Annotated in this window: 12 protein-coding genes; 7 read left to right on the top strand and 5 right to left on the bottom strand. The window is 68.9% G+C overall.

Translation table 11 applies throughout. The features are described from left to right. The first annotated feature begins 135 nt into the window (after positions 1 to 135). Positions 136 to 1821, top strand: a complete 1686-nt coding sequence (locus tag NS365_RS01355; protein ID WP_058598487.1) for an FAD-dependent monooxygenase — start codon at positions 136 to 138, stop codon at positions 1819 to 1821. Positions 1822 to 1964: 143 nt separating this feature from the next. On the opposite strand, the gene NS365_RS01350 is transcribed toward NS365_RS01355, so the two are convergent. Further along, positions 1965 to 2357 (bottom strand): hypothetical protein, encoded by a 393-nt coding sequence (locus tag NS365_RS01350; RefSeq protein ID WP_058598486.1) that lies wholly within the window; start codon positions 2355 to 2357, stop codon positions 1965 to 1967. Positions 2358 to 2782: 425 nt separating this feature from the next. Here NS365_RS01350 and NS365_RS01345 point away from each other — a divergent pair, with 425 nt between their 5' ends. The 5 genes from NS365_RS01345 (at position 2783) to NS365_RS01325 (ending at position 9029) form a co-directional block, all read left to right on the top strand. Beyond that, positions 2783 to 3184, top strand: coding sequence for a hypothetical protein (locus NS365_RS01345; RefSeq protein WP_058598485.1), 402 nt, complete (start codon positions 2783 to 2785; stop codon positions 3182 to 3184). Between the two features lie 59 nt (positions 3185 to 3243). Beyond that, positions 3244 to 4962 (top strand): efflux RND transporter periplasmic adaptor subunit, encoded by a 1719-nt coding sequence (locus NS365_RS01340; protein WP_193753360.1) that lies wholly within the window; start codon positions 3244 to 3246, stop codon positions 4960 to 4962. A gap of 10 nt (positions 4963 to 4972) precedes the next feature. Beyond that, positions 4973 to 8119, top strand: a complete 3147-nt coding sequence (locus tag NS365_RS01335) for an efflux RND transporter permease subunit (RefSeq protein ID WP_058598484.1) — start codon at positions 4973 to 4975, stop codon at positions 8117 to 8119. 20 nt (positions 8120 to 8139) lie between these two features. Continuing rightward, on the top strand, positions 8140 to 8505 hold the full coding sequence (locus NS365_RS01330) for a hypothetical protein (RefSeq protein WP_058598483.1): 366 nt from the start codon (positions 8140 to 8142) through the stop codon (positions 8503 to 8505). A 74-nt stretch (positions 8506 to 8579) separates the two neighbouring features. Next, entirely contained in the window at positions 8580 to 9029 is a 450-nt protein-coding gene (locus NS365_RS01325; protein WP_058598482.1) for a DUF305 domain-containing protein, read from the top strand. A 72-nt stretch (positions 9030 to 9101) separates the two neighbouring features. Here the strand turns inward: NS365_RS01325 and NS365_RS01320 are convergent, their stop codons facing one another. Both NS365_RS01320 and NS365_RS01315 read right to left on the bottom strand, forming a co-directional pair. Further along, entirely contained in the window at positions 9102 to 9296 is a 195-nt protein-coding gene (locus NS365_RS01320; RefSeq protein ID WP_058598481.1) for a DUF1289 domain-containing protein, read from the bottom strand. A gap of 288 nt (positions 9297 to 9584) precedes the next feature. Next, positions 9585 to 10352 (bottom strand): sulfurtransferase, encoded by a 768-nt coding sequence (locus NS365_RS01315; protein WP_058598480.1) that lies wholly within the window; start codon positions 10350 to 10352, stop codon positions 9585 to 9587. Between the two features lie 140 nt (positions 10353 to 10492). On the opposite strand from NS365_RS01315, the gene chrA reads away from it, so the two are divergent. Further along, positions 10493 to 11713, top strand: coding sequence for a chromate efflux transporter (gene chrA, locus NS365_RS01310; RefSeq protein ID WP_058598479.1), 1221 nt, complete (start codon positions 10493 to 10495; stop codon positions 11711 to 11713). Between the two features lie 152 nt (positions 11714 to 11865). Here the strand turns inward: chrA and arsK are convergent, their stop codons facing one another. Both arsK and NS365_RS01300 read right to left on the bottom strand, forming a co-directional pair. After that, on the bottom strand, positions 11866 to 13113 hold the full coding sequence (gene arsK / locus NS365_RS01305; RefSeq protein ID WP_153003607.1) for an arsenite efflux MFS transporter ArsK: 1248 nt from the start codon (positions 13111 to 13113) through the stop codon (positions 11866 to 11868). Then, on the bottom strand, positions 13110 to 13529 hold a 420-nt coding region (locus NS365_RS01300; protein ID WP_275477544.1), incomplete at its 5' end, for an ArsB/NhaD family transporter. The genes arsK and NS365_RS01300, both read right to left, overlap by 4 nt.

Below are 13529 nucleotides of genomic sequence, written 5' to 3'. Positions count from 1 at the left end.
CACCTAGTTCACAACCGAGAGGGTCGTCGGCGGCGTCAGAGTGGTATAAGAGACAGAGTCTCCAGTCTCCAGTCTCCAGTCTCCAGTCTCCCAGTCTCCAGTCACAGCCGCGGCAATTGCGGCGAAAGGATCCCCATGTCTGCTCCCCAGTCGGACAGCTTCGACACCGATGTCGTCATCATGGGCGGCGGCCCGATCGGCCTCACCACCGCCTGCGCGCTCGCTCACCATGGCGTTGCGTTCCGCATCTTCGAGAGCCGGACCGAGCCCAAACCCTACTCGCGCGCAAACAACCTTTGGGCCCGGCCGCAGGAACTGCTCGCCAGCATCGGCATCCGCGATGCCCTTGCCGAGAAGGCCTACGCGATCACGAAGGTGAACACCCTTCTGAACGGTCGGCCGGTCGATCCGATCGCCATCGCCGACGTCGCCAGCCCCTTCGGCCCCGTGCTCTACAGCGGGCAGGACGTGATCGAGACGGTGCTGAGCGACCAGATCGAGCGCAAGGGCGGCCGCCTGGAGCGTGGGCGCAAGGTCGTGGGCTTCCGGCAGGACGAGGACGGCGCGACGGTCGAGGTCGCGGCCATCGATGCGGACGGCAACGCTTCCGGCGAGCCCGAGCACGTGCGCTGTCGCTACCTCGTCGGCGCAGATGGCGGTGCAGGCTTCGTTCGCCGCGAGCTCGGCCTCGACTTCGAGCCGGAGAAGCTGCCGAACTGCATGAACCGACAGCTCGACGCCAAGCTCTCCTGGCGCCGCTCGACCGACCACGACCATCTCTGGTTCTTCTACTACCCCCGCGGCTTCTGCGGCGTCCTGCCGGTCTGGGGCGGCTACCACCGCTTGTTCTTCCTGGCCGACGACACCGGCATTCCCGACCGCGACCCGACCCTGGAGGAGATGCAGGTGATCGCCCGCGAGGTGACTGAGGACGAGACGCTGACGCTCACCGACCCGATCTGGCTGACGCACAGCCGCTTCCAGCACGGCGTCGCGCCCCACTACCGCAAGGACCGGGTGTTCCTGGTCGGCGATGCCGGACACCTGACGCTGCCGGCCGGCGGCCAAGGCATGAACGCCGGCTTCCACGACGCGGTGGGTCTCGCCTGGCGGCTGGCTACGGTGCTGCAAGGCCACGCCGAGCCCGTACTTCTCGACTCCTACGACACCGAACGCGGCGGCGAGCACCGGCGCCTCGACAAGCAGCAGATGCAGGGGTTTCAGAACAGCGTCTACCGCGGGAGGCTGAAGGACGCGGCGGTAAACGTCGCCGCCGCCGTTCGGCCCGACATCGGCTCGCTGCTTCAGGGCACGGACGACCTTCAGCAGCTCTCCGTCGCCTATCCCACGAGCCCGCTCAACGAGGATGCCTTCGGTATGCTGCACGGCCTTTGGCATCGCGATGCGCCCAAGCCGGGCGAGCGGGCGCCGGATGCGCCGGTGATTGCGGCCGACGGCGCGTCAACGACGCTGTTCGCTCATATCTACAACCCGGACGGCCGCACCTTCGGATGGTCGCTTCTCCTCTTCGACGGGCGCCAAGCCGACGCGCTTTCGACCATACGCAATGCGATCGATGCCGTCGGTAGCTGGGACTGGGTGCGCCCGCGCCTTGTACTTGGCGCGGCGATTGCCGAGGCGGGGGATGCGGTTGCGCTCTCTGACCTTGACGGGGAAGCTCATGCCGCCTACGGCGTTGGATCTTCGCCCGCGCTGGTGCTCGTGCGACCGGACGGGCATATCGCGTTCCGCGGCCCGGCCGAGCGGGCGGACGCCATCACTACTTATTGTGCGAAGGTCTTTGGATCAGCGGACGCCTGAATGGGGTGGTTTCCGGACTGTCTGCTTCCGCAAGCTATATTAGCAGAAGCAGACGTTGGCTTCCGAACCGTCAGAGACAGATGGCTGCCCGTGTTAAGGGTTTGGCTCGGTAGAAACCTGCCCGGAAGGCACGCTCTTCCAAATTATGCCGACTTGGCGAGAGCCTCGATGATGATCGGCAAGAACGGCCTCGCCGCCGCCGCGGACGGAGGAGGCCGGTCGTCGTCCCGATCCGTCCACAGTGCCGGACGACGGCGCTTGAGCCTTGCGAGGACACGGTTCGTCCGTCTGGGCGCGAACCGGGCTTCCGTCCCGTTTCGAACAGGCCCCTCATGTCCGTCGAGCGCCGTCATGGCCTCCAGTATGTCATCGATCGAGACCACGGCACCGCTGTCGAGCCGACGGAGCGCGGGCGCGTCCTCGACGGCCCGGAGGTCCGAAGCCCAAGAGGCTAGAAGCATGCGCTTCTGGCCCTTCTTGAGCCCGGCCGCCGAGAGGACCTGATCGGGATGATTGAAGGTGTCCGCGCCGGGCATTGGGGAGCCCTCGGCGTTCGAGGGCAGTCCGGCTTGGATCCGGCCGTGTTCCGTTCCGTATGGGGTTTGCATAGCCACATCCTCCATTGAGCAACATGGATACGCTGTGCCGCCGCGCGACATGCCGGAGGCACAGGTCCGGCTCCCGCGAGCCGGGCGATGGTTAATTTGGAAATCGGCGAAGGCGGCGTCAAGGACGGACGTAGGGCTCCACATGCGATGTCGGCAATGCCGTTGTCTTCGCAACGATGGGGAAGTTCGTCTTCGAACTACCCAAACCGAACGCTGACCATCCGGCCCGTTCCCGCAGCGGGAGTCTCACCATATTTCGGAAGGGGGATGACGCCGATGCTCTTCCGGCCTAATTTCGGCTCGATTGCACTGTCGTGAATGCCGACCCCGTCCGTTGGAGACCCCAGGCCCGCATGTCGTTCCTCCTGAACAAGGTGGCATCGCTGTTCGCGACCCTCGTGGTCGTCGGCATCGTGCTGTTCTGTTCGTCGGCGGCGCAGGCCCATGCCAACCACGACGCCCCGGCCGTTCAGGTTTCCGTCGAGACCGACGCGGCGGGTGAAGCCTCTGTCGGCACCGAGGCAGGCACGCAGGCCATCGCGGCGGTTGGAGCCGACGGATCCACCGAACATCGCGGTGCCGGAACATCTTGCTGCGGCAACGGCATGTCCAACTGCATGACGGCGGCGGTCATCAGCCCCCTTTGGGCGCTTCCCGGGGTCCGTCCCGCCGGGCATGGCCGCCCCTTGGAGCCGAACGCCATCCGCGGCGCCGTCGTCGACGGTCCCGTCAGGCCTCCCCGAGCCCTCGTCTGACATTCTGAACGGGTGCGTCCGCGCGCCCCGAGCGATGTTCCAGACCGTGGGCTTTTCCCGTGACCTCCCGTATCCTGACCGCGGCCGTGATGGCCGTCCTGGCGCTCGCGTCGCCGTCGTTCGCCCATGAGGGCCACGACCACGGCACGCCGCCGCCGACCGTATCCGCGCAGGCCGCTCCCCGCGCCGAGGCGCAGAGCGCGCTGTTCGAGCTCGTTGCCGTGGCCCGGGGGAACGCCCTCGAGATCCACCTCGACCGCTTCGACACCAACGAACCCGTCGTCGGCGCGACGGTCGAGATCGACACGCCCGCCGGCCCGGCGACCGCGGCCGCGGTCGGCGACCTCTACCGTTTGGAGGCGGACTGGGTCCGGCAGCCCGGCGCCCATGACCTGATCGCGACCGTCACGAGCGGGACCGACGTCGACTTCCTCACCACGACCCTGACCATCCCCGAGACGCCCGCGCCTGTCGTGGCTGCGGGCGGGGGCTGGCTCGTTGGCTCGGCCCTCGCGACGGAGGTGCGGGAGGCCCTGTCCGTCGACCTGAAGGACAGGCTGTCGCGCAACGACCCCGCCCTCCTGACCGTCGGCGCGCTCGGCTTCGCCCTCGGTATCCTCGCCATGGCTCTCCTTCGCAGGAGGGTCCTGCTCGCGGCCGGGACGGCGACGGCCCTCGTCCTCCTCTTCGGCTGGTCGCTCGCCCTCGCGCACGAGGGGCACGACCACGGCACGCTTCCGGCCGCCATGCCGATGGCGGCAGCAGGCGCGGCAGGATCACGGGACCTTGCGCAACGGCTCCCCGACGGCGCGGTGTTTGTGCCGAAGCCCTCGCAGCGCATTCTTGCCATCCGCACGGTCAAGACCGCGCCAGCGGACCACCGCCGCAGCGTCGAGATGCCCGGCCGCGTGATCCCCGACCCGAACGCCAGCGGCTACGTTCAGTCGTCCGTCGCCGGACGGCTTTCCCCGCCGCCGGGTGGCTTCCCGCGTCTCGGCTCCAAGGTCGAGGCGGGGGACGTCCTCGCCTACGTCTCCTCGGCGATCCAGACGATCGACCAGTCGGACCTCCAACAGCGCCTCAGCGAGCTCGACCAGGCGATCTCGATCGCCGAGCAGAGGGTCCGACGGTCCGAGACACTGGTTCGGAGCGGGGCGGTCGCCAAGACAACGCTCGACGAGACGAGGATCGAGCTTCAGGGCCTGCGCGACCGCCGCGCCGCGATCGACCAGGTGCAGGTGAAGCCGGAGCCTCTCGTCGCCTCCGTCTCGGGCGTCGTCGCCGCAGCCAACGCCGTCGCCGGCCAGATGGCGGAGAGCAACGCCGTCGTCTTCTACATCGTCGATCCCGCCCGGCTCTGGGTCGAGGCGCTGGCCTACGGCTCCTCCGGGGCGTTCTCGGCGGCTTCGGCGACGGGCGCGGGGACGGAAGGCCTCTCGCTGCGGTTCGAGGGCGCAGGGTTCGCCGACCGTGCGCAGGCGCTCCCGGTCCAGTTCAGCGTCGAGGGCGGAGCGAAGGGGCTTCGCCTCGGCCAGATGCTGACGGTCCTTGCCGAGACCGAGGAAACGCAGACGGGCGTCGCGCTGCCGCGCACCAGCGTCCTCCGCGGCTCGAACGGCCAGGACATCGTCTTCCTCCACACCGGGGCCGAGCGCTTCGAGCCGAGGGAGGTGCGCGTCCAGCCGCTCGACGCCGAGCGCGTCCTCGTCGCCGCGGGCATCGAGGCGGGCAGCCGCGTCGTCACCGAGGGCGCCGAACTCCTCAACCAGATCCGTTGAGGCCGCGCCCATGTTCACGTTCCTCGTCACGCAGTCCCTGCGCAACCGCATGCTCGTGCTCGCGATCGCGGCAGTGCTCGTCCTCTACGGCGCGTTCGTCTCCTCGCGGCTGCCCGTCGACGTCTTCCCCGACCTGAACAGGCCGACCGTCACGCTGATGACAGAGGCCGAGGGGCTCGCGCCCCCCGAGGTGGAGCAGCTCGTAACGTACCCGATCGAGACGCAGATGAACGGGCTGCCCGGCGTCAGCCGCGTCCGGTCGGTCTCCGGCGTCGGCCTGTCGATCGTCTATGTCGAGTTCGACTGGGACACCGACATCTACATGAACCGCCAGCAGATCGCCGAGAAGCTGGCCCTCGTCCGCTCCCAGCTCCCGGCCGGGGTGACCCCGCAGATGGGGCCGATCTCGTCGATCATGGGCCAGGTCATGCTGGTCGCCATGACGGCGCCCGACGGGGTCTCGCCGATGGCGCTGCGCGAGGCCGCAGACGCGGTCCTGCGCCCGCGGCTCCTCTCCGTCCCGGGCGTCGCGCAGGTGATCCCGATCGGCGGCGAGGTGCGGCAGTACCGCGTCGCGCCGAACCCGGCGGCGCTACGCGCCCTCGGGGTCACGCTGGAACAGGTCGAGGCGGCCCTGACCTCCTTCGGCGCGAACACGGGCGGCGGCTTCACCGACCAGTATGCCCGCGAGTTCCTGATCCGGAACGTCGGGCGCAGCCTCAGCCTCGACGACCTTAGGAGCCTCGTCGTCGCGACCGTCGGCACCCAGCCCGTCCTCCTGAGCCAAGTTGCCGACGTCTCGTTCGGGGCGCGGCAGAAGCGCGGCGAGGCCGGCTACATGGGCAAGCCTGCCGTCGTCGTCTCGATCGAGAAGCAGCCGGACGTCGACACGGTCACCCTGACCCGGCAGTTGGAGGCGGCGCTCGGCGAGGTCACCGCCTCGCTGCCGGACGGCATCAAGGCCGACCAGGTCCTGTTCCGTCAGGCCGATTTCATCGAAACCTCGGTCAAGAACGTCGAGACCGTGCTCCTCGAGGCCATCGCCGTCGTGGCGGTGGTCCTCTTCGCCTTCCTCCTCAACGTGCGCACGACCGTCATCTCCCTGACGGCCATCCCCGTCTCGATCCTCGCGACCGGGATCGTCTTCCACCTCATGAGCCTGTCCATCAACACGATGACGCTCGGGGGACTGGCGATCGCGATCGGCGAACTCGTCGACGACGCGGTGGTGGACGTCGAGAACATCTTCCGTCGCCTCCGGGAGAACCGGGAGCTCGGCAATCCGCGCTCGGTCTTCGACGTCGTCGTCTCCGCCTCGCAGGAGGTGCGCTCCGGCATCGTCTACGCGACGGTCATCATCGTCCTCGTGTTCGTGCCGCTCTTCGCCCTTTCGGGCATCGAGGGACGGCTCTTCGCGCCGCTGGGCCAGGCCTACATCGTCTCAATCCTCGCCAGCCTCGTGGTGTCGATCACGCTGACCCCGGTGATGGCTTACTACCTCTTGCCCGGACTGAAGCGCCTCGACGAGCACGAGAGCTTCCTCGTGCGCTGGCTGAAGGCGGGCAACCGCGTGCTCCTCGACCGCGCCTTCCGCTGGCCGCGGACCCTGATGGCGTTCGCCGTGCTGGGGGTCGGCGTCGCGGCGGTCGCGGCGACCGCGCTGCCGCGCGCGTTCCTGCCGCCGTTCAACGAGGGCACGCTCACCATCAATATGGCCTTCAACCCCGGCATCTCGCTGGCGGAGTCGCACCGCGTCGGGCTCATCGCCGAACGCCTGATCATGGAGGTGCCGGAGGTCTCCGTCGTCGGGCGCCGGACGGGACGCGCCGAACTCGACGAGCATGCCGAGGGCGTGCACTCGTCCGAGATCGAGGTCGACCTGGAGACGGGGCGCCCGAAGGCGGCGATCGAGGCGGACATCCGCTCGCGTCTGTCCGTCCTCCCGGTCTCGGTCAACGTCGGCCAGCCGATCTCGCACCGCCTCGACCACATGCTGTCGGGCGTGCGCGCCCAGATCGCCCTGAAGGTGTTCGGCGAGGACATCGACACGCTGCGCAGCGTCGCCGAGAGCCTGAGGGGGCGCCTCGCGACCGTCCCCGGCGTCGTCGACCTCCAGGTGGAGAAGCAGGTCCGCATCCCGCAGCTCGAGATCCGGGTCGACTACGCCCGGGCCGCGCTGTTCGGGATCCAGCCAGCCAAGGTGACGGAGGAGCTGGAGCAGCTTTCCAACGGGCGCGTCGTCTCGCGCCTCGTCGACGGCAACCGGACCTACGACGTCGTCATGCGGCTCGGGGACACGGAGCGCACAACGGGCGCGCTCGGCGACCTCCTGATCGAGACGCCGGCAGGCTGGGTCCCCGTCCGCGAACTGGCGGAGGTCAGGGAGACGGACGGGCCGAACCAGATCCTGCGCGAGAACGGGCAGCGCCGCGTGGTGGTGCTCGCGAACGCGTCCGGCGACGCGAACATGGCCGAGGTCATCGAGCGGATCCGGGCCGAGGTCGCCTCGGCGGCCCTGCCGCCCGGCTTCTCGACCAGCCTCGAGGGCACGTTCCAGGCCCAGGAGGAGGCGAGCCGCACGATCGGGCTCCTGTCCCTCGTCTCGCTCGCGATGATCTTCGCGATCCTCTACAGCCGCTACCGCTCGGCCGTGTTCACGCTGATCATCCTCGGCAGCATCCCGCTCGCCCTGATCGGCTCGGTCGCGGCCCTTTGGTTCTCGGGACAGCCGCTCTCGGTCGCCTCGATGATCGGCTTCATCACCCTGACGGGCATCGCGGCCCGGAACGGGATCCTGAAGATCAGCCACTACATCAACCTGTCGATCCACGAGGGGATGCCCTTCGGGCGCGACCTCGTGATGCGCGGCAGCCTGGAGCGGCTCACCCCGGTCCTGATGACCGCGCTGTCGGCCGGCGTCGCGCTGGTGCCGCTGATGATCGACGCGTCGGCGCCGGGCAAGGAGATCCTCCACCCCGTCGCGGTGACGATCTTCGGCGGCCTCGTGTCCTCGACGCTGCTCGACACCTTCCTGACCCCCGTCCTCTTCCTGCGCTACGGCGAGAAGCCGCTGAAGCGACTGGTCAAGGCCGCCCGCCAAGCCGTGCCGGAGGGAGCCGACACGGCGTCCGGTCCGGCCGCGGCACACTCCTTCTGACACCCACGGAGACCCAAACCATGACCATCCGCGCAATCGCCGTCGTCGCCGCCTTGCTGGCGACCGGGGCAACCTACGCCCACGAACCCCGCAAGGGCCCGAACGGCGGCACGCTCGTCGACGCGGGCGCCCACCACGTCGAGCTCGTCGCCGCCGGGACGGAGGTGAAGGTGTTCGTCAGCGACGCCGCGGACGCGCCCCTTGCACCAGACGGGTTCAAGGGCACCGCCGTTGTCCTCGTCGGCGGCAAGCCGACCCGCGTCACGCTCGCGCCGGCGGGTGGCTTCTTGTCGGGGACGCTCGCTGCCCCCACCGAAGGGCCGGTGAAGGGCGCCGTCCAACTCACCGGCCCCGACGGGAAGACCTCGCAGGCCAAGTTCAACTGAACGTCCGGGGCAGCGACCCGCCGCCACGCCGAAGACCCACCCCAAGGCCCGAGGGCCATCCAAGGAGAACCACCATGCGCAAGATTCTCATCGCCGTCGCCGTCGCGGCGTTCCCGTTCGCCGCGGTCGCCCAGGAGGGCCACTCGATGGCCGGACATGGCAAAGGTGCGATGTCGCTCCCGGAGGTCTGTGAGGCCGCGGCCGGATTCATCGACATGTCGAAGATGATGGAGGGCATGCAGGCATCGATGCCCGCCGGCCGGATGGACGAGGTCCAGAAGGCCAATCACAAGGTCATGATGATGATGCACGGCCCGATGATGAAGGCCGCGATGATCAAGGACCCCGACCTCGCCTTCAACTGCGGGATGATCGCCCATCACCAGGGGGCAATCGCCATGTCCGAGGTCGAGCTGAAGATGGGCAAGGACGAGAAGTCCAAGGAGATGGCCCGGATGATCATTGACGCGCAGAAAAAGGAGATCGAGGAGATGACGGCCCGCGTCGAGGCGCTCGCCAAGTAGGCCGGGAACGCACCTCTCGAAGGAGCGGCCCAGCGGCCGCTCCCGAAGCGTCCCGGTGCGGCCACCTGGCTGTCAGCGGGGCCGCGCCTTGGTCCCATCCAGACGGTCCAGCCGGCGGCGTAGTTCTCGCTCCAGTGCCGTCCGCCGGAACGGGGTCAGCTTCTGCCAGGTCTTGATCTCGTCGCGCGTCCGCCCGCATCCGAGGCACCACTGGTTGCGGGCGTCGTACTGGCAGACGTCGGTGCAGGGCGACGGCACCTTGGGCATGGTGGATCCCTGTCTAGCAGGCTGCAACGAGTTGGGAGACCTCCCAGCCCATAAACCCGAACAGCGCGACTGCTCCACCGCCGATGACGACCACGACGGCGATCGCTATCAAGCCAAAGGAACGAGGGTCGGGTCCGGGCATCATGGGCAGCATGGAGGAACATCTCCCAAGGCATTCGCTGAAGCTTATCACACGGGGATGATGCCCTTCTACGCGTTCCTGGTGCCCAAGCGGGGTGACGAGACCGTCCCCTCGGCGTGCTGGACGTAGTTTGATTCGCCTTCCAGCTAGGGCTTGTAGATCGGGCAGCTCTCGTCGGCAGCCCAGTCCGCGAAGCTGAGGTAGTAGACCTCGACGTTGTCCCGGCCGGCCGTCACAGCGGCGAGCGCGGCTAAAGCGGCGCGGCCTCCTGCGTTGCAGTGCGCGACAAGCGGTTTGGAGCGGTCCAGCCCCGCCGCGTCGAGGAGTTGACCGATCTCCTCCGCAGGACGCAGGTGCATCCCGTCGAGAAGACGGTCATGCGAGAGGTTCGCCGCGCCCGGCAGATGTCCGCCCCGCGCGTTGCCCTTCAGGTCCTCGCCGCGGAACTCGGCCGCGGTCCGCGCGTCGAAGACCTGGACGTCAGAGAGACCCTCCTTCAAGCCGTCCCGGCTCCGCAGCCCGACGCGTCCGGTGCCGGGCTCGACGTGCAGCGGTCCCGTCGCGGGAGCGGCCTGCGCCGGGACGGAGGTCAGCGCGGTGAGGCCGCCGTTGAGGACCGCCACGGGCAGGCCGAAGTACTGGAGGATGAACCAGACCCTGGCGGCCTCGGTCATGCGCCCGTCGTCGAGCACCACGCTCATCGCATCGGGCCCGACGCCAAGCGCTTCGAGTTCGCCCGTCCAGAACGCCACGTCGTCGAACCCCGACCGGCTTTGCTTCGCCCTTTCGATCCAGTCTTCGATCGGAACGCACGTGAGGCCATCGGGACGTTCGTCTCCGGCGGCCACGTATAGGAGCCGGATCGGACCGAGCGCATCGAGGTCTGAGAAGGTGACGAGCGGTGTGGACGACATGGCGAGTTCCTGTATCTCACGGGCAACACGGAGCGCGACGGACGAACGTCACGAAACTTCTATACGACGCAGGAAAGGAAGCGGGAGGGGCGCGGTTGCGTCCGTCCGTCTCCGAAGTTCAGTGCGATGCCGGGAGTGCCATGACCGACCACGTCCACACAGTTCATGCCGGCGCGGCGCAAGGAAGCTTTGGTGAGGTCTTCCGCGTCTTCCTGAAGCTCGGCCTCACCTCGTTCGGCGGCCCGATCGCCCATCTAGGGTACTTCCGTGCCGAACTCGTCGAGCGGCGACGCTGGATCGGCGAGAGCGGTTACGCCGACCTCGTCGCCCTCTGCCAGTTCCTGCCAGGTCCCGCATCGAGCCAGGTCGGCTTCGCGCTGGGTTTTCTGCGGGCGGGACTGCCCGGGGCGCTTGCCGCCTTCCTCGCCTTCACGCTGCCGTCGGCGATCCTGCTCCTCGCCTTCGCCTACGGGGCCGACGTGTTCGGCGGTCCGATCGGGCACGGCGTCATCACGGGCCTCAAGATCGTTGCAGTGGCGATCGTGGCGCAGGCGGTCTGGGGCATGGCGCGCAGCCTGTGCCCCGATCGGGAACGAGCGACCATCGCGCTGGGCGCCGTCCTCGTCCTCGTCGTCTCGGGAAGCGCGCTCGGGCAGATCGCGGCGATCGTCCTCGGCGCTCTCGCCGGCCTCGTATGGAGTCGCGGGGACGCGGCGGCGGCTCCGAACCATCTGTCCTTCGGCATCCCACGCAAGATCGGCGTCGCTTGCCTGGCCTTGTTCGCCGTCCTGCTCATCGGGTTACCCCTGCTGGCGACGGGCACCGGGTCGCAGTCGCTTGCCCTGTTCGACGCCTTCTACCGTTCCGGGTCGCTGGTGTTCGGAGGCGGCCATGTGGTGCTTCCCCTCCTTGAAGCCGAGACCGTCCGGACGGGTTGGGTCTCTCCCGACGCGTTCCTTGCGGGCTACGGGGCCGCGCAGGCGATGCCGGGCCCGCTGTTCACCTTCGCTGCCTACCTCGGCGCGGTGCTGGGACCTGCGCCCAACGGCGCAGTCGGTGCCACGATCGCGCTGGTCGCCATCTTCCTTCCAGGTTTTCTCCTGCTGCTTGGCGCGCTGCCGTTCTGGGATGCGTTGCGGGCACGACCGAGCGTGCCGGCGCTGATGCGCGGGGCGAACGCCGCCGTCGTCGGCATCCTCGGGGCCGCACTCTACAATCCGGTCTTCACGAGCGCCGTCGTCGACCAGCAATCGTTCGCGCTCGCCCTGACGTGCGTCGTGCTCCTCATGATCTGGAAGGCGCCGCCTTGGCTGGTCGTGCTCTTCGGCGGGTTGGGAGGCGTGGCGATCGGCATCGGGTAACTCGGACCTCGGAACGGCCGCTTTCGGGTTGCCGAGGGACTCCGTCGAACGGCGAAGTTGGGTCGAAACCCGTCCGACCGCTTCCGGGCGTCCGCTTCCACGTCGCCGATCGGCTTGCCTGGGTGGAAAGGCGACTGTCCGCTCTGGAGCAGTTACGCGTCATAGCTGACATTCGCCGACGCGTTCGACGCTGCGCAGGCTGCGTTCTTGACGAGGAGCCCGACGGCGGTGAAGGCGAGGACCGCCGCGCAGCCGAGAAGCGCCGTGATCAGCAGACCGCCGCCGACGCCTATCCAGTCCGTCGCAAGGGCGAAGGCGAACGGCGCCACTGAGCCGACGATCAACCGTATGGACGTGACCCGCCCCTGCAACGCCCCGTACCCCTCGGGGCCGAAGAGCGCGAGCGGCAGGGTGCCCCCGACGATGCTGTAGAGGCCGTTCCCGAGGCCGAACAGGGCCGCGAAGACGGCGGCGCCGAAGGCCGACGGCGCGGTGGCCGCGAGGAGGACCAGGGAGGCGGGCAGAAGGGCGGCGGAGATCGCCGCGAGCGCCAGCGGGGAAAGGTCCCGCCCGAACACCATGAGGGTGAAGCGGCCCGCGACCTGCGCCGGCCCGAACACCGTGCTGACCATGACGCCCGCGAGCCCCAGCCCAAGCGCGGACAGGATCGGCAGCATGTGGACCAGCACGGACGAGACCACGAGGCTCTGGAAGGCGAAGGCGATGCCCATCAGGAGGAAGGCCCGAGACCGAAGGGATGGCGGCACGAGGCCCCTTGCCGGGGTGACGGGGGCGATGGGTTCAGCCTCGACCGCCGGGAGCGCCGAGGCCTTCGGCCGGCGGGCCAGCCACAGGTGGATGGGCAGGCAGACCGCGACGTTCATGGCCGCGAAGACGAGGTAAACCTCCCGCCACGACATCGTCCCGTGCAGCCACGTCGTCAGGGGCCAGAACAGGGTCGAGGCGAACCCGGCGATCAGGGTGAGGTACAGGATGCTTCGCTGCGCCGTGCCCGGGTGAAGCTGGACCAGCAGGGGGAAGGCGGCCCCGTACTGGACGAAGGTGGACGCGACCTCGATCGCGACGAGCGCGAGGACGAAGGCGGGAGCCGCCGGAGCGAGGGCGGCGGCGACCAGCGCACCGGCGGCCGCGACCGACCCCGTGGCCATGACGCGACCGGCGCCGAAGCGGTCGAGCCAGCGCCCCGTCCAAGGGGCGACCAACCCGCCCGCGAGCAGCGCGACCGAAAGGGTGCCGAACACCCACTCGGTCGGCCACCCGACGTCGCGCGCCATCGCGGGGGCTAGAATGCCGAAGCTGTAGTAGAGGGTTCCGTAGCCGACGATCTGGCTGACCCCAAGGGCGGCGATGTCCGCCCAAGCGCCGCGCGCGTCCCTCACGGGGACGGCACGAACGGGAGCCACACCCAGAGTGCCAAGAGCGTCGCCAGCAGTACGGGCGGGGTCAGGACGAAGCCGACCCGCATGTACTGGGCCCACGTGATCCGCTGCCCCTTGCCCGCGAGGACGTGAAGCCAAAGGAGGGTTGCGAGCGAGCCGATCGGCGTGAGCTTCGGCCCGAGGTCGTTGCCCACGACGTTGGCGTAGACCATGAGCTCGCGGGTCAGGGGAGCCACGTCCGCACGATCGATGGCAAGCGCCCCGACGAGCGTGGCGGGCATGTTGTTCATGACGGAGGCGAGCGCCGCCACCACGAAGCCCGTCCCGACGGTGGCGATGAACGTCCCTTGCTCGCCAAGCCACCGCAGGACGCCTGCCGCCATGTCGGTCACGCTGGCGTTCCCGTGCCCTATGCC

The organism is Aureimonas ureilytica, from assembly GCF_001475935.1.
GTDB lineage: Bacteria > Pseudomonadota > Alphaproteobacteria > Rhizobiales > Rhizobiaceae > Aureimonas > Aureimonas ureilytica_A.
Note: the sequence above shows the minus strand (reverse complement) of the source record. Positions and strands in the feature narration are given on the sequence as shown.